The sequence below is a fragment of the Paraburkholderia hiiakae genome, assembly GCF_904848665.1.
Classification (GTDB): Bacteria; Pseudomonadota; Gammaproteobacteria; order Burkholderiales; family Burkholderiaceae; genus Paraburkholderia; species Paraburkholderia hiiakae.
In genome coordinates, this window is record NZ_CAJHCQ010000026.1 from 17,658 (window position 1) to 37,089 (window position 19,432).

Annotated in this window: 18 protein-coding genes; 7 read left to right on the forward strand and 11 right to left on the reverse strand. The window is 64.5% G+C overall.

Annotation, left to right across the window (positions count from 1 at the left end; genetic code table 11):
• Positions 1 to 11: 11 nt before the first annotated feature.
• The 4 genes from JMY28_RS33550 to JMY28_RS33565 form a co-directional block, all read right to left on the reverse strand.
• Entirely contained in the window at positions 12 to 437 is a 426-nt protein-coding gene (locus JMY28_RS33550) for an organic hydroperoxide resistance protein (RefSeq protein WP_069266029.1), read from the reverse strand.
• Positions 438 to 714: 277 nt separating this feature from the next.
• Entirely contained in the window at positions 715 to 1,281 is a 567-nt protein-coding gene (locus JMY28_RS33555; protein WP_201700266.1) for a TetR/AcrR family transcriptional regulator, read from the reverse strand.
• Positions 1,282 to 1,382: 101 nt separating this feature from the next.
• Positions 1,383 to 2,018, reverse strand: a complete 636-nt coding sequence (locus JMY28_RS33560) for a LysE family translocator (protein ID WP_201700186.1) — start codon at positions 2,016 to 2,018, stop codon at positions 1,383 to 1,385.
• A gap of 111 nt (positions 2,019 to 2,129) precedes the next feature.
• Positions 2,130 to 2,852, reverse strand: a complete 723-nt coding sequence (locus tag JMY28_RS33565; protein WP_201700187.1) for a CerR family C-terminal domain-containing protein — start codon at positions 2,850 to 2,852, stop codon at positions 2,130 to 2,132.
• A 95-nt stretch (positions 2,853 to 2,947) separates the two neighbouring features.
• Here JMY28_RS33565 and JMY28_RS33570 point away from each other — a divergent pair, with 95 nt between their 5' ends.
• From JMY28_RS33570 to JMY28_RS33580, 3 genes are read left to right on the forward strand one after another with little or no spacing between them, the layout of a single operon-like run.
• The gene (locus tag JMY28_RS33570; protein ID WP_201700188.1) at positions 2,948 to 4,084 is read left to right on the forward strand and encodes an HlyD family secretion protein; all 1,137 of its coding nucleotides are present in this window, start codon (positions 2,948 to 2,950) and stop codon (positions 4,082 to 4,084) included.
• Positions 4,020 to 5,666 (forward strand): MDR family MFS transporter, encoded by a 1,647-nt coding sequence (locus JMY28_RS33575; protein WP_201700189.1) that lies wholly within the window; start codon positions 4,020 to 4,022, stop codon positions 5,664 to 5,666. Before JMY28_RS33570 ends, JMY28_RS33575 begins: the two co-directional genes overlap by 65 nt.
• Before the next feature lie 16 nt (positions 5,667 to 5,682).
• Positions 5,683 to 7,188 (forward strand): efflux transporter outer membrane subunit, encoded by a 1,506-nt coding sequence (locus JMY28_RS33580; protein WP_201700190.1) that lies wholly within the window; start codon positions 5,683 to 5,685, stop codon positions 7,186 to 7,188.
• On the opposite strand, the gene kdgR is transcribed toward JMY28_RS33580, so the two are convergent.
• Complete coding sequence (gene kdgR / locus JMY28_RS33585) at positions 7,185 to 8,006, reverse strand: DNA-binding transcriptional regulator KdgR (protein ID WP_201700191.1); 822 nt, start codon at positions 8,004 to 8,006, stop codon at positions 7,185 to 7,187. The two genes, JMY28_RS33580 and kdgR, sit on opposite strands and share 4 nt — an antisense overlap.
• Positions 8,007 to 8,296: 290 nt before the next feature.
• Between kdgR and kdgT the strand changes: the two genes are divergently transcribed.
• Positions 8,297 to 9,313, forward strand: coding sequence for a 2-keto-3-deoxygluconate transporter (gene kdgT, locus JMY28_RS33590; protein ID WP_201700192.1), 1,017 nt, complete (start codon positions 8,297 to 8,299; stop codon positions 9,311 to 9,313).
• Positions 9,314 to 9,352: 39 nt separating this feature from the next.
• Here kdgT and JMY28_RS33595 read toward each other — a convergent pair whose 3' ends face one another.
• Entirely contained in the window at positions 9,353 to 9,907 is a 555-nt protein-coding gene (locus JMY28_RS33595; RefSeq protein ID WP_201700193.1) for a cytochrome b, read from the reverse strand.
• A complete protein-coding gene (locus JMY28_RS33600) occupies positions 9,904 to 10,962 on the reverse strand; it encodes a catalase family peroxidase (protein WP_236597165.1) in 1,059 nt (352 codons plus the stop codon). Before JMY28_RS33600 ends, JMY28_RS33595 begins: the two co-directional genes overlap by 4 nt.
• A 223-nt stretch (positions 10,963 to 11,185) precedes the next feature.
• Here JMY28_RS33600 and JMY28_RS33605 point away from each other — a divergent pair, with 223 nt between their 5' ends.
• A complete protein-coding gene (locus tag JMY28_RS33605) occupies positions 11,186 to 11,584 on the forward strand; it encodes a GFA family protein (protein ID WP_201700194.1) in 399 nt (132 codons plus the stop codon).
• A 33-nt stretch (positions 11,585 to 11,617) separates the two neighbouring features.
• On the opposite strand, the gene JMY28_RS33610 is transcribed toward JMY28_RS33605, so the two are convergent.
• The 3 genes from JMY28_RS33610 to JMY28_RS33620 all read right to left on the reverse strand — a co-directional run bounded on the left by JMY28_RS33610 (position 11,618) and on the right by JMY28_RS33620 (position 17,952).
• Positions 11,618 to 13,060 carry an NAD-dependent succinate-semialdehyde dehydrogenase gene (locus tag JMY28_RS33610; RefSeq protein ID WP_201700195.1) on the reverse strand — a complete coding sequence of 481 codons (1,443 nt, stop codon included), beginning with the start codon at positions 13,058 to 13,060 and terminating at the stop codon, positions 11,618 to 11,620.
• Between the two features lie 213 nt (positions 13,061 to 13,273).
• A complete protein-coding gene (locus JMY28_RS33615; RefSeq protein ID WP_201700196.1) occupies positions 13,274 to 15,514 on the reverse strand; it encodes a TonB-dependent siderophore receptor in 2,241 nt (746 codons plus the stop codon).
• A gap of 308 nt (positions 15,515 to 15,822) precedes the next feature.
• Complete coding sequence (locus JMY28_RS33620; protein WP_201700197.1) at positions 15,823 to 17,952, reverse strand: phosphocholine-specific phospholipase C; 2,130 nt, start codon at positions 17,950 to 17,952, stop codon at positions 15,823 to 15,825.
• A 161-nt stretch (positions 17,953 to 18,113) separates the two neighbouring features.
• Here JMY28_RS33620 and JMY28_RS33625 point away from each other — a divergent pair, with 161 nt between their 5' ends.
• A complete protein-coding gene (locus JMY28_RS33625) occupies positions 18,114 to 18,404 on the forward strand; it encodes a hypothetical protein (protein ID WP_201700198.1) in 291 nt (96 codons plus the stop codon).
• A gap of 253 nt (positions 18,405 to 18,657) precedes the next feature.
• Here the strand turns inward: JMY28_RS33625 and JMY28_RS33630 are convergent, their stop codons facing one another.
• Positions 18,658 to 19,005, reverse strand: a complete 348-nt coding sequence (locus tag JMY28_RS33630) for a DUF1330 domain-containing protein (RefSeq protein WP_201700199.1) — start codon at positions 19,003 to 19,005, stop codon at positions 18,658 to 18,660.
• A gap of 185 nt (positions 19,006 to 19,190) precedes the next feature.
• On the opposite strand from JMY28_RS33630, the gene JMY28_RS33635 reads away from it, so the two are divergent.
• Positions 19,191 to 19,409, forward strand: a complete 219-nt coding sequence (locus JMY28_RS33635; RefSeq protein WP_028206128.1) for a hypothetical protein — start codon at positions 19,191 to 19,193, stop codon at positions 19,407 to 19,409.
• Positions 19,410 to 19,432 lie beyond the last annotated feature (23 nt).

The window sequence follows — 19,432 nt, forward strand, 5'->3', positions numbered from 1 at the left end:
GAGCGTGACGCTTAAACGATCGTGAGCGTCACGTCGATGTTGCCGCGCGTGGCGTTCGAGTACGGACACACAATATGTGCCTTGTCGACCAGCGCCTGCGCGGCTGCGCGGTCCATGCCGGGCAGCGAAATCTTCAGTTCGACTTCAATGCCGAAGCCATTCGGAATCTGGCCGATACCGACATTGCCGGTGATCGAGACATCGGCGGGCAGGGCAATCTTGTCGCGCGCCGAAACGAACTTCATCGCGCCGATGAAGCACGCGCTATAGCCCGCGGCGAAGAGCTGCTCGGGGTTCGTGCCGTCGCCGCCCGCGCCGCCGAGTTCGCGCGGCGTGGTGAGCTTGAGGTCCAGGTTGCTGGCGGGGATGACGGCGCGGCCATCACGGCCGCCGGTGACGTTGGCTTCGGCGCGGTAGAGGACTTTTTCGATCGACATGACAGGCTCCTTTGAGCAAAGACGGTTCGTTAAGGGTACGGCGGAGTACAGCGTTCAATTTACTGGTGCAAGGCGACAGCCATGTGCACCAGGGTCCAGCAGAAGAGCAACGCTTGCGAGTTTCCGATTGTCATTCTCTGCATTCTATCTATTACCAGATAGATTTCCGATCGTCGAAACACGTTCATGATGCTCCTCTTTTTAGCTATCTATCAGAAGATAGAGAAAACGGGCTAATAAAAGAGACGGCTAGCCGCCCCGTATTACGGGCAATCCTTTACTGAGCCACGCGCCACATGGCTTCGACATCTTCGAGGCGCGACTTCGTATGGAACAGCCGGCTCGCGAGGACACTGCCCTGCAAAGCCGCGAACAACGTGCGGGCCGCGCTTTCGGGCTTGCCCTTCACGACCAGCGTGCCTTCTTTCGCGCCCTGCGCCAGCACCTCGGCCAGCCAGTTTTCGTTGGCGCGGAAGAACGCCTGCACAGCCTGACGCACGGTTTCCGGCAGCGATTCGATGTCCGCGGCCAGCATGCCGCACAGACAGATCTGGTTGCCGTCGCCCAGCGTCTTGCCGAAGAACCGCGTGTATGTAGCGAGCTTTTCGCGCGCCGGGAGCGCTGCGTCGATCGACTGCAATCCCGCCATAACTTCGCCGCTGTACTGGCTTACCGCTTCCAGCACCAGGTCGTCTTTCGACGGGAAGTAATAGTGGATGCTCGACGTTTTCACGCCCACCAACTCTGACAGGTCGCGGTAGCTGAACCCGTTGTAGCCGCGCAGCATCATGAGGGTGATGGCGTGGTCGAGAACCTGCTCCCGCACTGTCAACTTCGTATCCATGGGCTCTAATTTATCTACTGGAAGATAGATTGTCAAGCGCTCCATGCAAAAAAATCCGGGGCGCCGGGCGCGACCTCTGGGCCGCGTCCGGCGCAGTGGCCTCAGATACCGCGATGCCCGGCGCTGAAGATGAGGCGTAGGCCGAGCGCCGCGATGGCGCCGGCCGCAATGCGGTCGATCCCGCTTTTCGCGCGCAGATAGACGTCGCGCGGACGCTGGCTCGAAAAGCACAGCGCGACGACGGTGTACCAGCCGGTTTCAATCGCGAACACGAGCGGCGGCAACGCGAAGTAGCACCACAACGGCGGGTTATGCGGCAGGAGCGCAACGAAGATACCGCCATAGGCAATGGCCGTTTTCGGGTTGCTCAACTGGGTGGTGAGGCCGCTCCAGTACGACTTGCCGGGGCGCTCGCCCGGTGCCGCCGTCTTGCTGACGGTGACCGGCGTGCCGGCGCCGCGCCAGATGCGCGAGGCGATGTAGAGCAGATAGGCGCCGCCCGCGATCTTGAGCGCGGCGTACAGCCAGGCAACGGTGGCGAGCAGGGTGTAGAGCCCGGCGAGCGCGATGCCCGCGAAGCAGATCGCACCCGTGCCCATGCCTAGCGCGGTGGCGACGCCGTCACGGCGCGATAAACCGATCGAGTTGCGCGCGACGAGCACGAAGCTCGGGCCGGGGCTCATGGCCCCGAGTAGAACAGCGAGGAGAATACTGGCAACGGCGGCGAGGGGAGACATGTGGGCGGCTCCATGCGGGAGGGAATCCCGAACACTAACACGCGCAGAGAGGCGCCGCGAGGGCTCCCACTGGCGTCGCGGGATCGTGCCGGCCGGCCGAATAGTGATTAGTTATTCTGAGCGATTGTGCTTGTCGCGCTCGCGATTCCAGTGGTGCAGCAGCACGCGCGTTTGTTCCGCGATGCTCGCCTTCAGGAAGTCGGCCTTGGCTCTGTCGATGTCGTCCCAACCGAGCATCGTGAGCGTGGTGCGGCGCGCGATGAAGAAAAGCAGAAACTGCCCGTACAGGCTGAACATGCGCACTACGGTGAGCGGATCGTGGGCCGGCATGCCGGTTATGCGCTCGAGCAGTTCCACATTGATGGTGTTCAGCGGCGAGCGCACGCGCTCGCGCAGGATTTCCGAACCGATTTCTGGCTCGCCACCACCCTGTTCACGTGCGAAGAACAGGCGCTGGTCCGGCCCGTGCTGCTTGACGAAGGACCGATCGGCCACGGCCGACTGGATGTCGATGAACGCGTCGATCAGCGCTTCGGTGTCCGCGTTGCGTTCAAGCGCAACGCGCGCGCGCTGCACGGCTGGCGCGAATGATTGCCACGACTCGTCGGCGATCGACTCCGCGCAGGCGCGGTAGAGGCCTTCCTTGTTCTCGAAGTAATACTGCAATGCCGGTGCGTTCACACCCGCGCGCGCGGCGATGTCGCGCGTGGAGGCGCCGTCGAAGCCGTGCTGCCCGAACAGGCTGATCGCCGCCTCGATGATCTTGCGGCGTGTTTCATCGCCACGCGCATAGCCTCCTTCGGGCGAACGTCGCAGTTTCTTGCCTTCGCTCATGCATTTCCTTTCGTATCCCTGCGAAATATAACACTTGACACAGTTTTTCCAGGTGGAATAATTTTGCCGACTGGAATAAATTGAGAAACAACGACATGTCTACGACTGCAGGCGCGCCCGGGCGCAACGTGCCGGACGCCGCCACCGCGCCCGCGCGAAGCGGCACGAAACGAACCGTTCTGATCCTGCTGGGACTCGCGGCGCTCGTCGCCGCGGCGGTGTGGCTTGGCCACTGGTGGGTCGTCGGGCGCTTCATCGAATCCACTGACGACGCCTATCTGCAGGCCGACAGCGTGACGATCGCCCCGAAGGTGAGCGGCTATGTGACGGACGTCTACGTGGCCGACAACCAGGCCGTGAAGGCGGGCGATCCGCTCGTGAAGCTCGACGCGCGCCAGTATCAGGTGGCGCTCGACCAGGCACGGGCCACCGTCGACGCGCGCACGGCGGACATCGAGCATGCGCAAGCGCAGATCGAGCAGCAGCGGGCGAACGTCGCTCAGGCACAGGCGCAGCAGGAAGTCGCCCAGGTGAGTCTGCGTCACGCGAACGACGAAGTGGCGCGCTACGCGCCGCTCGCGGCCACCGGTGCGGAAACGACCGAGCGGCTTGCCGAACTCAAGAGCGAACGCGACAAGGCGCAGGCCACGCTCGCCGCCGACGCTGCCGCCGTCACGTCCGCGCGCTCGCAAATCTCGGCGCTGAACGCGCAGCTCTCGCAGGCGCGCGCGCAGCTCGAGGCGGCGCGTGCGAACGCCGCGCAGTCGCAGCTAGATCTCGACAACACGGTAGTGAAGAGCGCGCTTGCAGGCCGCGTGGGCGACCGCACCGTGCGCGCGGGCCAGTACGTGCAGCCGGGCACGCGCATGCTGACCGTCGTGCCGGTGCAGCGCACCTACCTCACAGCGAACTTCAAGGAAACGCAGATCGGCCGCATGCGTGCGGGCCAGCCCGTGGAACTGCACGTCGACGCGCTGCCTGGCCACACGCTGCACGGCGTGGTGGACAGCTTCTCGCCGGGCACGGGCGCGCAGTTCGCGCTCTTGCCGCCGGAGAACGCCACCGGCAACTTCACGAAGATCGTGCAGCGCGTGCCGGTGCGCATTCGCCTCGAAACCGGGCCTGAAACGCGCAGCGTGCTGCTGCCGGGCATGTCGGTGACGGTCGATGTCGACACGCGCTCCGCGAGCGAAGACGACCGCCGTATCGATCAAGAGAACCACCGTGGCTAATACGGTTGCGGCAGCGGTGCCGCATCCGCATGGCGAGCGCGCGAGCGTGGCCGACTGGATCGCTGTCGCGGCGGGCGCGCTCGGCGCGTTGATGGCGACGCTCGACATCTCCATCACGAACTCGGCGCTGCCGCAGATCCAGGGTCAGATTGGCGCGACGGGCACCGAAGGCACGTGGATATCCACGGGCTATCTGATGTCCGAGATCGTGATGATTCCACTCGCCGCGTGGCTCACGCGTGTATTCGGACTGCGAAATTTCCTGCTGGCGAACTCGGCGCTCTTCATCGCCTTTTCGATGATGTGCGGCTGGTCGAATACGCTTGGCATGATGATCGCCGGGCGCATTGGCCAGGGCTTCACCGGCGGCGCGATGATCCCGACCGGCCAGACCATCATCCGCACGCGCCTGCCGCTTTCGCAGCTGCCCGTGGGCATGACGGTGTTTGGCCTGATCGTGCTGCTCGGCCCGCTGCTCGGGCCCGTAGTGGGCGGCTGGCTGGCGGAGAACATCAGCTGGAGCTGGTGCTTTTTCATCAACCTGCCGGTGTGTCTCGCGCTCATCACGCTGCTGCTCGTCGGGCTCGAACCCGACCGGCCGCACTGGGAAGCCTTTCTCAAGGCGGACTGGCTGGGCATTACCGGGCTGGCCATCGGTCTTAGCTCGCTGACCGTCGTGCTGGAAGAGGGGCAGCGCGAACGCTGGTTCGAATCGCACTACATCGTCGCGCTTACGTGGGTCTCGCTCGCGGGCATGGCGCTCATCGCGCTTTCGCAGTTCACCGCGAAAAAGCCCATTCTGCGCCTCTCGCTCATGCGCAATCCGCGTTATGCGAGCGTGATCGTCATCGTGTTCGCGGTGGGGGCAGGGCTCTACGGCATTTCGTACCTGCTGCCGCAGTTTCTGAGCCTCGTGGCCGGCTACAACGCCCAGCAGTCCGGGGCGATCATGCTGCTCTCGGGGCTGCCCGCGTTCCTGGTGATGCCGATCCTGCCGCGCTTGCTAGGCAAGGTGGACTTTCGCATCCTGGTGGTGTCCGGTCTGCTGCTCTTCACGCTGAGCTGCATGCTCGACATTTCGCTCACGGCGCAGAGTGTGGGTCACGATTTCGTGTGGTCGCAGCTCGTTCGCGGTGTGGCACAGATGCTCGCGATGATGCCGCTGAACCAGGCCTCGATGGCGGCGGTGTCGCGCGAAGATTCCGGCGACGCGGCCGGGCTCTACAACATGGCGCGCAACCTGGGCGGCTCGGTCGGCCTTGCGATCATCGGCACGCTCATCGACCGGCGCGAGGCGTTCCATACGGCCGTGCTGCGCGAATCGCTGAGCGCCAATTCGATCATTGGTCAAGAACGCGTGGCCGCGAGCGCGGCCAACTGGTTCACCCAGACGGGCGACATGGCGCACTCGCAGATGCAGGCGCTCGGCCAGATCGCGGCGCAGATCTCGCAGCAATCGATGGTCATCACGTACTCCGAAACATTCTGGGTGCTCGGCATTGCACTGGCGGCGTGCGTGCCGCTCGCGCTCCTGCTCAAGAAGCCGCAGCCCGGCGCGCAAGCGTCGTCTGCCGGCCACTGAAGATTCTCTCTGACTCATGACGGCAACCCGTTACTCCCGATTCCCCTATGCCGCGCTGAGCGCGTTCGCTGCCGCCTGCGCGCTGGCCGCCTGCACCGTGGGCCCCGACTATCGCGGCGCACCGGCCGTTGCGCCTGAAGCGGCGAACGCAGCTTCATTCCTGCGCACGCCGGCGCAAGGCGTGACACCCGCGCGTGCGCCGAGCCAATGGTGGCTCGCGTTGAACGATGCGCAACTGAACACGCTGATCGAAGCGGCGCTCGCCCACAATCCCGATGTGCGCGCGGCGCAGGCGCGTTTGCGCGCCTCGCGCGCGCAACTGCAGCAGCAACGCGCCGCCGAGCTGCCGAAGGTCGGCGCGAGCGCGGCGGCGATCCGCATGCGTCAGCCGGACTTGGGCGCGTTGACGTCGGGCAGCAGCTCGGGTCAGGGCGCTTCTTCGGGTGGCGGCCCGGTTACGTTCTACACGGCGGGCTTCGATGCGTCGTGGGAAATCGACCTGTTCGGCGGCACGCGCCGCGCCGTGGAAGCGGCGAGCGACGAGGCCGATGCCGTGAACGCCGATCTTGCGGACACCCAGGTATCGCTCGCGGCCGAAGTCGCCCAGGCCTACATCGATCTGCGCGACGAGCAGGAGCGCCTTGCCATCGCGCAGCGCACGGCGCAACTGCAGCAGGAGATGCTCACGCTTACTGAGCAGCGCCGCGCGGGCGGCACCGCCGCCGAGGTGGATGTGGAGCGGCTCACCACGCAGGTGGAAAACACGCGGTCCACGATCACGCCGCTGGCGGCGCAAGTGGAAATATCGCTGGATCAGCTGGCGGTGCTCACAGGCCGGGCGCCTGGCGCGCTGGACGCGGAGCTGGCAACGGCGCAGCCGCTGCCAGCGCTGCCCGCAAGCGTGCCGGTGAGCGATCCCACCACGATGCTCGCGCAACGCCCTGACATTCGCGCGGCGGAGCGGCGTCTCGCCTCGAGCAATGCACAGATCGGCGAGCATGTAGCAGACTTCCTGCCCAAGCTCACGCTGTTCGGCGACCTCGGCTTTTCGGCAGCGGAGCCGGGGCACCTGTTCCGCAAGAGCAATTTCAGCTGGGTAGGCGCGCCGTATCTGCAGTGGAACGTGTTCGACTTCGGGCGCACGTTGGGCGCGGTGCACGGCGCGCAAGCGTCGCGCGACGAAGCCGAGGCGCGCTACGAGAAGGCTGTGCTCGCGGCGCTGCAGGACGCCAACGCGTCGCTCTCGCGCTATGGCTATCAGCGCGAGCATCTGGTGACCTTGCAGAAGGTGCAGGTTTCAGCCGAGCGTTCCGCGACGCTCATGCGCCAGCGCTATCGCGCGGGGGCGTCGAGCCTCGTCGATCTGCTCGACACGCAGCGCACGGAATTCGCCGCGCAGCAGAACGTGGTGTCGGGCCAGGCCGATTTGCTCAAGGACTTCGTGTCGCTGCAGAAGAGCCTGGGTCTCGGTTGGCAGACCACCACGACGGCCACGGCCGCCACAGCGGCTGCGCCGGGCTAACCGGGTTCGGCTGGCACATGCTCGTGCGCGGCCGGCTCGCAATAGCCGAGCCGCGCCGAAATCGCCGCGCCCGCGCGCTTGAGCAGGGCGACGTAGTGCGCTTTCGTGTCCGCGCCGCAGCGCATGGTCGGAAACGAGATCGAGAGGCCGGCGATCACATGCCCGAAGCGGTCGAACACCGGCACTGCCAGGCACTGCAAACCATCTTCCTGTTCCTCGTTGTCTTCGCCATAGCCTTGTTCGCGCACGTGCGGGAGTATGTTCAATACCGCATCGGCGGAACTGAGCGTTTTTTGCGTCGACTTCCTGAATACCACATGCGAAAGCGTTTCCTGCGCGTCGGCGGGCGGCATGAACGCGAGCAGCACCTTGCCGATTGCGGTGCTATGCAGCGGATTGCGCCGACCGATGCGCGACTGCATGCGCAGGCCGTAATCGCAGTCGATCTTGTGGATGTAGATGATCGCGTCTTCGTCGAACGCGCCCAGGTGAACCGCTTCGCGCGTGGCCTGCGCGATGCGTCGCATTTCGATGTCGGCCTCGCGCACGAGGTCGACACTTTCGAGCGCCTTTGCGCCCAGTTCGAACAGCCGGATCGTCAGACGATAGCGGTCGGTTTCGACTTCCTGCGCGACATAGCCTAGCGCCTTGAGCGTTTGCAGTACGCGGTGCACGGTGGTTTTGGAAAGCGCGAGGCGCTGCGAAAGCTCGCTGATGCCGATCGGCCCGTTCTCGCCCAGCGCGCCGAGGATCGCGAACACGCGGCCGATCGACGAGACCGATTCGCCTTTCTCCGTGCTGCTGTCCGATTCGTTCATTGCGTGCTCCTGTGCGCCGGGCGGTACGGCGCCTCTCGTGGACTATAGTGCAGATCCACGCGGTCGGAACGCCGGTCCGGAAATGTTGCGACGCCGTAGCGCGCTTGGCAAGCGGTCTGCCCAAATAGTGAATCATGAGCGGGTAAACGTTGATGATTTTCAGCGTAAAAATCGGAACAGCGTTCCTTTCACGCTGCTATCCTGTCTCCGAAAAGGGAGCACCGCGAGAAAAAAGCCGGACGCACCAACGTGCCGATCCGGCAACCGGATGCGAAGTCCACGGAGGAGGCATGAAGCTGAAGAAGGCGATAGACCGTATACCAGGCGGGCTGATGCTGGTGCCGCTGCTGCTCGGCGCCTGTGTTCATACGTTCGCGCCAGGCGCTGGCAAGTACTTTGGTTCGTTCTCCAATGGATTGATCACCGGCACCGTCCCGATTCTCGCGGTGTGGTTCTTCTGCATGGGCGCGACCATCGACCTGCGCGCCACCGGCACCGTGCTGCGCAAGTCCGGCACGCTGCTCGTCACGAAGATGATCGTGGCCTGGGTCGCCACGCTAATCGCCGCGCGTTTCATCCCCGTTGACGGCGTGAAGACCGGGCTCTTTGCCGGGCTTTCGGTGCTCGCCATCACGACGTCGATGGACATGACCAACGGCGGTCTCTATGCGGCCGTGATGCAGCAGTACGGTACGAAAGAAGAGGCGGGCGCGTTCGTGCTGATGTCGATCGAGTCGGGGCCGCTCGTCAGCATGATCATTCTCGGCGCGACCGGCGTGGCCTTTTTCGAGCCACGGCTTTTCGTGGGCGCTGTGCTGCCGTTTCTGATCGGGTTTGCGTTAGGCAATCTCGATAGCGATCTGCGCGAACTGTTCGGTCGCTGCGTCCACCCGCTCATTCCCTTTTTCGGCTTTGCGCTCGGCAACGGCATCGATCTCAACGTGATCGTCACGAGCGGGATCCCGGGCGTGGTGCTCGGGCTTGGCGTGATCGTCGTGACCGGCATTCCGCTGATTCTCGCCGACCGCCTGATTGCGGGTGGCAATGGCGCGGCGGGGCTCGCAGCTTCGTCCACGGCGGGCGCGGCGGTCGCGAATCCGGCCATCATCGGCGAGATGATTCCGAGTTTCAAGCCGCTCGTGCCGGCGGCAACCGCAATGGTCGCAACCGCCTGTCTCGTGACCGCGATCCTCGTGCCGATGCTCACGGCGCTGTGGGTGCGTCGCCGAAGCGCGCGCGATGCGCTGCTTCAGGAACTCATGGAGCCAACCGTGCCGCCAGTGGCCGGACGCGACGCTCACATCTGATTCATCGGCCAGGCTCCCGCGCGCGGGAGCCTGGCTTCATCAACGTAGCTGTCCACGCACTTCGCCACGCGCCATGCTGGCGAGCACGCCATCGCGGCGAATGAGCGCGTGAAAGAGCGCAGCCCCCAGATGCAGCAAAACGCTCGCATAGAGCGCCATGGCAAGCCACGTATGCGCGGCACGCAGCCATGCGTAGAGTGCGACGTCATGCGGCACGATCGGAGGCAGATGCACGCCGCCGAACATCACGATCGGATAGCCGCCCGCGGAGAGCATCGACCAGCCGATCAGCGGCATCGCGATCATCAACGCATAGAGCACGAGGTGCGAAGCGTGCGCGCCAAGGCGCTGCCATATGGGCAGATCGGCGGGCAAAGCCGGCGCGCCGCGCGTGAGCCGGACGGCCAGGCGCACAAGCACGAGCGCAAGCAGCGCGATCCCCAGCGGCCGGTGGAGCGCGAGCAGGGTGTCATGCAGCCGTGAGACTGTCGCGACCATCCCGACGCCCACGAACAGCATGGCGATGATCAGGACTGCCATCGACCAATGCAAGAGGCGCTGGAGCGCGCTGAAGTGTTGGCCCGGTTGTTTCATGGCTGCGCGTCTCCATGCGTTTGTGCGAGGTTGGCTTCCTCGCGCGTGCGGCGATTGAACGAAACGGAATACGCTGCCGAACGGGCGGCGAGCAACGGATCGTCGGAAGGCCTCAGGCCGTTGGGCAGGATGGTCGGATCGTAATTCACGTCGCGGCACATGCCGTTGGCCTGCGGTTCGGCGCGCTGCAATACGAGTGTGCCGGCGTCGATCTGCTGGCGGTCCGCAGGCCATCCCTGCGTGGCGTCGTTCGTGGGGTCGCCGGGCGCCGCGACCGTGAGCACCAGATGCCAACGTAGCGGGCCCGCCGAGAAGCGCGTGAAAAAGTCGTCGGCCAGGAAGTTCGGGTCGGCCTTTTCTGTGGGCGTTTGCGGTGCATAAGCCACTTCGGGCACGGTCTGCCAGCGCACGGCACGCTGGTTGCCTGCGGCATCGGTTGCGATGAACGCGTTGACGCTGTAGAACGCCGTGTTCGCGAAACTGGAGGAGGGCGGGTGCGCCTTCAGCCAGTTGCGGAACGGCAACGTTTCCGGATTCGCCTGGAAGAAGGCGTCGAGTTTCGTGGGGTCGGGCTTGCCCGTTGACGGATCCGGTTTCGAGGCGACCAATTGGCTATAGAATTGCTTCGGAGTGCGAACGACAAAGATGGGTGCGGAATTCATGCCGGTGCGCCACTGCTCGCCGTCCTGCAACTGGAAGAGGAGCGCCATGCTGCGCACGGGCGTACTCGCATCGGGCGCGGCAGGGTTGCTGCCGGGAATCGCGAAGCGTCCAATCACGGGCGTGCGTCCCGGCGCGAACACGGCCGCTCGCGAGACCTGCGCGCCGTTGCCGTTGCTTTCGAACCAGCCTTCCACGCACAGCCCCTTGGCGTGATTGCGCCGATAGCCCGTATGAATGCCGTAGTTCGACTCGAACGTGTTGATGATATGCGGCGCGGTGAGGCGTTGCGGCGTGAGCCAGCCGGCCGTCCATGCAAAAGCCGCGCCGGCGCAACCCACCACCGCCGCGATGGCGGCGAGCCGGCACGGCACGCAGATCGAGGCGCGCTTCACGGGCGTGCTCCAGTGCGCGCGCGCAGCAACGCAATCGAAAGCGAAAAGTGTGCGAGTGTGTGCATGATGGATCCAGTCGATGGCTCGAGGGCCGTTACTGGCGTCAACAACACGTCACCGCGTTTTATTCCATGTGCGAAGCGAAATCGTGCAACGATGCTCGGGCGCGCGTGTTTCCAGCGCTGAGAGCCTTGACCAGGCCACGTGTGCGAAGGAGAGAGCGATGCTGACAGGCGGCTGTTTATGCGGCAAGGTCCGCTACCAGATCTCGGCTGCGCCGATTGGCAGCACCGTGTGCCATTGCGTGGATTGCCGGCGCGCTTCGGGAGCGCCGTTCGTCGGCTGGGTGAGCGTGCCGTGGAGTGCGTTCCGGCTCGTTGCGGGCGCAACGAAAACGCATGTGTCGAGTCCGGGTGTCGAGCGCGCGTTCTGCGCCGACTGCGGCACGCCGCTGACCTACCGGCATGCGGCGTTCGCGGGCGAGATCGATGTGGCGACGGGCACCCTCGATCGTCCCGACGATGCGCCGCCCGAGAATCACACCTGGACCTCGCAAAAGCTGGCCTGGGTGCAACTCGCGGACGGCTTGCCGCACTATCCGCGCGCGCTTCCCGGACCGTGAGTGGCGCAGGAAGCGCGTTTGCGCGTGAAGCGATCAACGATGCTCGGAAACGAACTTCGTGACGAGATACGCTTCCATCGCTTCGCTGCCGCCTTCCGAGCCGTAACCCGAATCCTTCACGCCGCCGAACGGCGTTTCCGGCAGGGCGAGGCCGTGGTGGTTGATCGACAGCATGCCGGTTTCCACGTCGTCGGAGAGTGCCGCCGAAGTCGCGCTCGAACGCGTGTAGGCGTACGCGGCGAGACCGTACGGCAGACGATTCGCTTCGACGATCGCGTCCTTGTAGCTCGAGAAACGCGAGATCGGCGCGATCGGGCCGAACGGCTCTTCGTTCATGATGCGTGCCGAAAGCGGCACGTCGGTGAGCACGGTCGGCGCGAAGAAGTAGCCTTCGCGGCCCACGCGTTCGCCGCCCGTCAGCACCTTCGCGCCCTGTTCGCGCGCGTCGGCCACGAGGCGTTCCATTGCCGCGAGGCGGCGGTCGTTCGCGAGCGGGCCCATCTGCACGCCGTCTTCGAGACCGTTGCCGACCTTGATCGCGCGCGTCGTCGCGACGAAGTGCTCGACGAATTCGTCGTAGGCGGCGTCTTCCACCATGAAGCGCGTAGGCGAGATGCAGACCTGCCCCGCGTTGCGGAACTTGGCGCTCGCGAGCAGCTTCGCGGCGCGCGGCACGTCGGCGTCGGCGAACACGATGGCCGGGGCGTGGCCGCCCAGTTCCATCGTGGCGCGCTTCATGTGCTCGCCGGCCTTCGAGGCGAGCAGCTTGCCCACCGGCGTCGAGCCCGTGAACGAGATCTTGCGGATCGCCGGATGCGCGATCAGGTACGACGACACTTCCGAAGGCACGCCGAACACGAGGTTCAGCACGCCTGCGGGCAGGCCCGCGTCGGCGAACACCTTCACGAGTTCTGCGCAGCTGGCCGGCGTTTCTTCCGGTCCCTTGAGCACGACGGTACAGCCCGAGGCGAGGGCGGCCGACACCTTGCGCACGGCCTGGTTGAGCGGGAAGTTCCACGGCGTGAACGCGGCGACCGGGCCCACCGGCTCGCGCGTGACGATCTGGCGAACGGCGTCCGAACGCGACGGGATCACGCGGCCATAGGTGCGGCGGCCCTCTTCGGCGAACCAGTCGATCGTGTCGCCGCCCGCGAGCGTTTCGAGCTTCGCTTCGCCAAACGGCTTGCCTTGCTCGCGCGTCATGATCGCGGCGATGTCGTCGGCGCGATCGCGCAGCAGTTGCGCGGCGCGGCGCATGAGCTTGCTGCGCTCGAGCGGCGAGACCTTGCGCCATTCGCGGAAAGCGCGCTCGGCCGCGGTGGCCGCATCGGAAAGGTCTTGCTCGCTCGCGAGGCTCAGGCGGCCGATTTCCGCTTCGGTCGCGGGGTCGATCACAGCAATCGTCTTCGCGCCGGCGCGCCATGCGCCGTCGATGTAGATCTGGGTGTTGGGATAGGGCTTCACGCTGGAACTCATGATGGGACGATCCTTTTCAACGGTTCAACGACAGGCTCTCGCCGCGCGCACGGTAATGCGCACAGGCGGGAGCCGAAAAATGCGGAGCGCCCATTGTGCCACTGGATCGCAGATGCTGCAGGGCGTGCATAAGGAAAGGGCCAACGTCTGGAGACATTGGCCCTTTTTTAACCACACTATGAGAAGAAACGGATCAAGCGATCAAAAATCGGATCAAAATTCGAGCGTTGCGTTCGCAACGAAGGTGCGCGTGGCGGACGGCATCACGTAATAGCCCCACGCCGCGGTCCAGTAGCGGCGGTTGAACAGGTTGTTCACGCCCGCGCGCAGCGTGACGTCCTTGCTAGCCACCTGCGTTTCGTATTTCGCGCTCAGGTCCCACGTCGTATAGGCGGGGACGAACTGCGTGTTCGCGGCATCGACGGCCATATTGCCGACATATTTGCCGCCGAACGCGACCGTGAGCGCGCGCAGGTATGACGGGTTGTATTCCACGCGGCCGGTGAGCGTGAAGCGCGGCGTGGCGTACACGCGCTTGCCTTCCACGCTCGGGTCGTCCACGTCCACGGCCTTCGCGTCCAGCCACATCACGCCGCCCAGCACGCGCCAGTCGTTGGCGACCTGCAGCCAGCCGCTCGCGTCCACGCCGTCGTAGCGCTTCGTACCGCTTTGCACGAAGACGTTTGCCGAATTGGTGTATTCGTAGCCCTGATCGACGCGGAACAGCGCGAGATTGGCGCCCCAGCCGCGATGGTCGGCCTTGAAGCCCACTTCATACTGCCGGCTCTTGAGCGGGCCGTAGGTCTGCGGATAGTTGACGTTCGTGTTGCTCGCCGCGCCGCCTTGCTGCAGGCCTTCGACATAGCTCGCATAGAGCGTCGAATCCGGGTCGAGCTTGAACATGAGCGCAGCGGTTGGCGTGACCGGGTTCGCGCTATAGCTCGACGCCTGCGACTGATCGGGGTTGTAGGTGGTGTCGTGGAACTGCGTATAGCGCAGACCCAGCAGCGCGGAGAGGCGCGAAGTGAATTGCACGGTGTCGCTCGCGTAGAGCGCGGTTTGGGTGGTGCGCTCGTGGCGGTAGAGGGCCTCGCCGATATGCACCGCGTCGTTCGTGAGCAGCGTGCTGCCGTAGAGGTTGCCGATGCCGAGAGAATAGCCGTCGTTCCAGCCTTCGCTGTCGTCGTATTCGCTTTGCTGGCTCTGATAGCTCGCGCCCACTACGACATCGTGCTTGAACGGGCCCGTGTTGAACTTGCCCTGCACATTGGCATCGACGTTCTGATAGAAGTAGCGCGTCAACGCGGCATAGAGCGTGTTGTAGTAATCGCCTTGCGTGTTGAAGACGGAGAGCAGGCTATCCGAGTTGTAGCGGTTTTCCTTGGCGAAGCGGTACTTGATATTCGCGTGCCAGTTCTCCGAGAAACGATAGTCGAGCCCGGTGCCGAACGAGGCGATCTCCGTTTCGTACCAGTTTTGCGGCTGCGTGAGCTGGCGCGTGACTTTACTCGCGTCGGGAATGCTTAGCGGATTGCCGTTCTCATCGGAGCCGAAGTAGATGCCGAACAGCGTGCCGGTGATCTTGCGCTTCTGGTAGAACGCGTCGACCGTCCACGTGAGGTCCGGCGTGATGCGATAGTCGAGCGCGAGCGATGCCACCTGGCGGCGCACGTGACCGTTCGCTTCGGCGGTGTTGCCGTCTTCGTTCACGAGATTGAGGCGATAGCCGAACTGCTTGTCCGGGCCGAAGCGACCGCCCAGGTCGATCTTCTGGCTCAACACCCCCGCCGACTGATAGCCGATCGAGAAGCTGCGGTACGGGTCGTCGGTCGGGCGCTTGAGCACGTAGTTGACGATGCCGCCCGGGTTGCTGAAGCCGTACATGAAGCCCGAAAGCCCCTTGAGCATCTCGACCTGCTCGAACTGTTCGAGCGAAAGCTCGGTGTCCCACGAGGGGAAGGTCTGGCCGTCCACCTTCACGCCGTTGAGCATGTCGACCGGCAAGCCGCGAATGCTGAACGCCGAATTTTCGCCGGTCATGTTGTTGCCGACATCGGTCACGGCCGGGTCGTACTTGAAGAGGTCGTTGGCCGTGGAGGCGAGGCGATCCTTGCCTTCTTCCGTCGTCACCACGTTGGTCGAGAACGGCGTGTCCACCTGCCTGCGGTTGCCAAGCGCGCCCGCGCTCACGCGATCGGGCGAGGCCGCCTGGCTGTCGCGCGCGGCGCTGACCTTGACGGTGGGCAGGGCTTTGGTGCTCCCGGTTGGCGTGCTGTCTTGCGCGTCGGCCGGGGCGCTGTCTTGCGCCCAGCCAGACGTGGAGAGCGTCGTGAACGTGACGCCGACACTCACCAGCAGCGCGGCACTCAGTTGCGCACGGCGCGCACGTGGCGCGCATGAACGGAAACGAACGGTGTCGAGGCGAGAGCGGCGGGCGGCGGCAGGTTTGTGCATGTTTTTCTGGTGAATTGAGCGCGATGAATGCGGCGAAAAGGTGGTCTTGATGCGTAATCGACCCGAAAGCGTCGCAAATAGTAATGCAAATGATTCGCATCTACAATAAAAAGCATAAAGCCGCCCGTAAGGTTGTGAAATCGCCGCACCTTGAAGTGCGATTCCTTGCGCTTACCGTGCTTTTATGCGTTTCGGGCGGGGCGGCCCAACCGCAATACCTGGGCAGACGGGCAAAAAAAAGCGGCGCCCGAAGGCGCCGCGAATAGGGAAACAGAAACGAAATCGTAAGGCTGTGACTTGCGTTGGGCTCAGCTCAGCTTCGTGACCGGTGCGACGGCCGCGGGGTCGCTGATGCTCGGCCGGCCGTTCTCGATGTGTCCGGCGAAGCGCCAGGCGAACGTCGCATCGTCGCGGCTCGTGACCGTGAGGTCGTACCAGTGATGGCTCGCAGCGAGGATCCAGGGTTCCTCGATGCGCCCGCCCGCCGGTACAACCACGTTGCGCTCGTGTGCGCCATAGGCGTTGTCGGTCACGTTGAGGTGCGCGACGCTAGTCCCCGAGTTCGTGAACTTGAGGAAGAGGTTGCCGTTGGCCACGTCGTAGTGCGCAGTCACATCAGGCGCCGGCGCGCGGCCGGACTTGCCCGGACCCGATTGCGCGGCCGTGCCCGCGAAGCGGCGCACGAAGCCGTTCGGGCCATGCACCTCGAACGCGTAGACGCCGTTCGTCACGCTCAGATCCCACGTGTCGTCGAGCGCCTTGCCGGCTTCCACCGTGTAACGCCACGGGCCGTCGCTGCGGTTCGTGCCGTACACATAGAAGTGCGCGCCCTGGCGGCCCGTGTTCGCGAACGTGATCGAAAGCGTGTTGTTCCGCGCGTCGGGCTTCGCGTTTACATGAAGCTCGTAGGGCAGCGCGCGCGCGTAGCGCACGCCCGGTTCCTGCGCGTCGATCGGCAGCGGCGTGGCCGGCACCGTGGGCGCCGAGTTGGCCGAGCACTGGTTGTCGGCGAGCGTCATGTAGTTGCTCGTATCCGGCAGCGAGGGCATCGTGGCGTCGGGCGTGCGGAAGTCAAAGCACGTGGTGAGGTCGCCGCACACCGCGCGGCGCCATGCCGTGATGTTGGGCTCCTGCACGCCGAATCGCGCTTCGATGAAGCGGATCACGGAAGTGTGGTCGAACACCTGCGAGCAGACGAAACCGCCTTTGGTCCACGGCGAGACGACCGTCATCGGCACGCGCGGTCCGAGGCCGTAGGGCAGGCCGTCGGCGGTGTACTTGCCGCCGCGCAGCGGGTTGACCACGTTGTGGATCTCGCCGTCCACGCTCACCGTCGACTTGCCCTGCGTGGACGTCGTGGGCGGCTGCGGCGGCACGATATGGTCGAAGAAGCCGTCGTTCTCGTCATACATGATGAAGAGCACGGTCTTGCTCCACACGTCGGGGTTCGACGTCAGTGCTTCGATGATCTGCGAGGTGTATTCCGCACCATAGGCCGGCGTGTACTTCGGGTGCTCCGAGAACGCCGCGGGCGGCAGCAGCCACGAGACTTGCGGCAAATTGTTCTGGAGTACGTCGTTTTTCAGGTCGGCGATGGTGCGCACCGTTTGCGCGCGCTGGTAGAGCGCCGAGCCGGGCTGCGCGTTGATGAAGTTCGCGAAATTCTGCAGGATGTTCGTGCCGTAGTTGCCGTTCAGCGGGTCGTTGCCGTTCGTGCCCTGCTGATAGATCTGCCAGGAGATGCCGGCGGCCTGCAGGCGCTCGGGGTAGGTCGTCCACGAAAGCAACTGGTAGGTGGGCGGCACGTCGCCGTCCACGAAGTCGTTGTTGTCGAGCAGCGGGCCGCCCATCGTGCCGGTCGGATCGACCATGCCGGTCATGAGATACGAACGGTTCGGGTGCGTGGGCCCCGGCAGCGAGCAGAAGTACTGGTCGCACACCGTGAACGCATCGGCCAGCGCGTAGTGGAACGGAATGTCCGCGCGCAGGTAATAGCCCATCGTCATGTCGGTCTTGTACTGCGGCCACTGGTTGTACAAACCGTTGTTGATCGCGTACTGAGTCGGGTACCACGAGTGGTCGAGGTCACCCACGCATTGCGCGCTCGTCTTGAACGTGTCGAGGTGGAACGGCAGCACCGGCTTCGTGGCATCTTCCTTCGAAGGCTGATACCACACCGGCAGGCCGCCCGGCAGCGGAATCGGCAGACGGTCGTTATAGCCGCGGACGCCGCGCATATGGCCGAAGTAGTGATCGAACGAACGGTTCTCCTGCATGAACACGACGATGTGCTCGACATCGCGGATCGTGCCCGTGCGCGAGTTGGCCGGAATGGCCAGCGCGTTGCGGATCGATTCGGGAAGAACGGTCATCGCTGCGGCGGCGGCGCCCGACTGCGCGACGGTCTGCAGGAAACGGCGACGGCTGGTTGACGTCATTGTTGTTCACCTTTCTGCTTGAGGTTGGAGTGTCGTGCCCGACGGTGTGCTGGCACAGGTGCACACAGGGTGCAGTGCTTCAATGGCTGGACGTTGCTGAACTGCTGGAGTCGTTGCCGTTGCTGGCCTGGGTCTGCGCGCTGTCGCCAGGCGCGTAGCTCATGACCGGCGTGACCTGGTCGCTGTCGGCGGCGATGCTGGCCTGCGCGCCTTGCGCGGGATCGCTCGTGGTGTTCGCGGCGGGTGCCGCGTTCGCGCCATATGCGGGTATGGCGCTCGGGTTCGCCGAAGCGTTTGTCGAAGCGTTCACCGAAGCGTTCGCCGACGTGTTCGTGTCGGGCGTTGGCAACGGCGTTATCCGCGCGCTATTTGCCAATGGCGATTGCGCTGCCGTTGCGGCGTTCTGGCTTTCCGATGCATCCGGCGTCGACGAAGCCGCCGACGAGCCGTAGCCCGGGCCGCATGCATCGAGCATGATGGTTGCGAGTACAACAATCGCCGCGGTCGACAGGGTCGTCGACGCGCGGTTGGGAAGGCGTATTCTCATGTGCGCATCCGTTCTGTGGGGATGAGTCGCGCACAGTTTCGCCGTCGATGAAGAAAGAATTGTGAAGCCGCGCGAAAACGTTTGCGAGCGACGAATTTCCTATGCAAACGTGCTGCGCGAAAATCATTCGCCGCCGATTAGTGGCTAACGAAATGCTTTCACTTTGTGGAGCCGTTTTCGTGAGCGGGACGCAACACATCGGTCGCGCGATGCGGCATCTCGACCTGATCGATCAGGAACACTTCGCCGCGCGAGTGCTCCGCGCGCAGCGGCAGGATCGCCTGATAGCTGCTTGAGCGATACCATGCGCGCGCGACATCGCGGCTCGCGAACTCGATCATGATGAGATCGCCGGAAAACTTGCCCTCGAGTCGCTCCACGCGCCCGCCGTGAATGATGAAGCGGCCGCCGAAAGGGGCAAGCGTGGCGTCGATCTTCTCCAGGTATTCGACGATGGCGGGGCAAGGCTCGACGTCGCGCAGATGGGCAATGGCGTAGGCGGTCATGGCAGGTCTCGTGTGCGTGAAAGGGTGGGCCAACGCTTGCGAGAATAGGGCGCGCCGGGCAAGGAATCGATTACCTGCGAGGTAATGTGGCCGCTGCGCCAGGCTTAGGCTGAAGACGTGCTGCGGGGTAAAATACGCGACATGCGCAGTCCGCATCGACGTTTTCGCTTTTCGTCACCGCCGCCATGAACCCGTCACCCGAAAATAAACCCGCGCGCAAGCAGCCGCCCACGTGGCTGCTAAACACCCTCACCGCGCTCGTGGGCGTGCTCACGCTCGCGCTGGGTATCGGCTGGATCGTCTACAAGTGGGTTGTCGATCTGGAGATTCCGTACTTCGCCATTCCGCTCGTGATGTGCGTGCCGGTGATCGCCGCCGTGGCGTTCCGCAACATCTGGGATTGAGGCGCGTGAGCGCCTTTCTCATC

What these genes read in the sequence shown, in the direction of transcription:
- JMY28_RS33550 (WP_069266029.1), bottom strand. Translation starts at nt 437, where the DNA reads ATGTCGATCGAAAAAGTCCTCTACCGCGCCGAAGCCAACGTCACCGGC.
- JMY28_RS33555 (WP_201700266.1), bottom strand. Translation starts at nt 1,281, where the DNA reads ATGGATACGAAGTTGACAGTGCGGGAGCAGGTTCTCGACCACGCCATC.
- JMY28_RS33560 (WP_201700186.1), bottom strand. Translation starts at nt 2,018, where the DNA reads ATGTCTCCCCTCGCCGCCGTTGCCAGTATTCTCCTCGCTGTTCTACTC.
- JMY28_RS33565 (WP_201700187.1), bottom strand. Translation starts at nt 2,852, where the DNA reads ATGAGCGAAGGCAAGAAACTGCGACGTTCGCCCGAAGGAGGCTATGCG.
- JMY28_RS33570 (WP_201700188.1), top strand. Translation starts at nt 2,948, where the DNA reads ATGTCTACGACTGCAGGCGCGCCCGGGCGCAACGTGCCGGACGCCGCC.
- JMY28_RS33575 (WP_201700189.1), top strand. Translation starts at nt 4,020, where the DNA reads ATGTCGACACGCGCTCCGCGAGCGAAGACGACCGCCGTATCGATCAAG.
- JMY28_RS33580 (WP_201700190.1), top strand. Translation starts at nt 5,683, where the DNA reads ATGACGGCAACCCGTTACTCCCGATTCCCCTATGCCGCGCTGAGCGCG.
- kdgR (WP_201700191.1), bottom strand. Translation starts at nt 8,006, where the DNA reads ATGAACGAATCGGACAGCAGCACGGAGAAAGGCGAATCGGTCTCGTCG.
- kdgT (WP_201700192.1), top strand. Translation starts at nt 8,297, where the DNA reads ATGAAGCTGAAGAAGGCGATAGACCGTATACCAGGCGGGCTGATGCTG.
- JMY28_RS33595 (WP_201700193.1), bottom strand. Translation starts at nt 9,907, where the DNA reads ATGAAACAACCGGGCCAACACTTCAGCGCGCTCCAGCGCCTCTTGCAT.
- JMY28_RS33605 (WP_201700194.1), top strand. Translation starts at nt 11,186, where the DNA reads ATGCTGACAGGCGGCTGTTTATGCGGCAAGGTCCGCTACCAGATCTCG.
- JMY28_RS33610 (WP_201700195.1), bottom strand. Translation starts at nt 13,060, where the DNA reads ATGAGTTCCAGCGTGAAGCCCTATCCCAACACCCAGATCTACATCGAC.
- JMY28_RS33615 (WP_201700196.1), bottom strand. Translation starts at nt 15,514, where the DNA reads ATGCACAAACCTGCCGCCGCCCGCCGCTCTCGCCTCGACACCGTTCGT.
- JMY28_RS33620 (WP_201700197.1), bottom strand. Translation starts at nt 17,952, where the DNA reads ATGACGTCAACCAGCCGTCGCCGTTTCCTGCAGACCGTCGCGCAGTCG.
- JMY28_RS33625 (WP_201700198.1), top strand. Translation starts at nt 18,114, where the DNA reads ATGACCGGCGTGACCTGGTCGCTGTCGGCGGCGATGCTGGCCTGCGCG.
- JMY28_RS33630 (WP_201700199.1), bottom strand. Translation starts at nt 19,005, where the DNA reads ATGACCGCCTACGCCATTGCCCATCTGCGCGACGTCGAGCCTTGCCCC.
- JMY28_RS33635 (WP_028206128.1), top strand. Translation starts at nt 19,191, where the DNA reads ATGAACCCGTCACCCGAAAATAAACCCGCGCGCAAGCAGCCGCCCACG.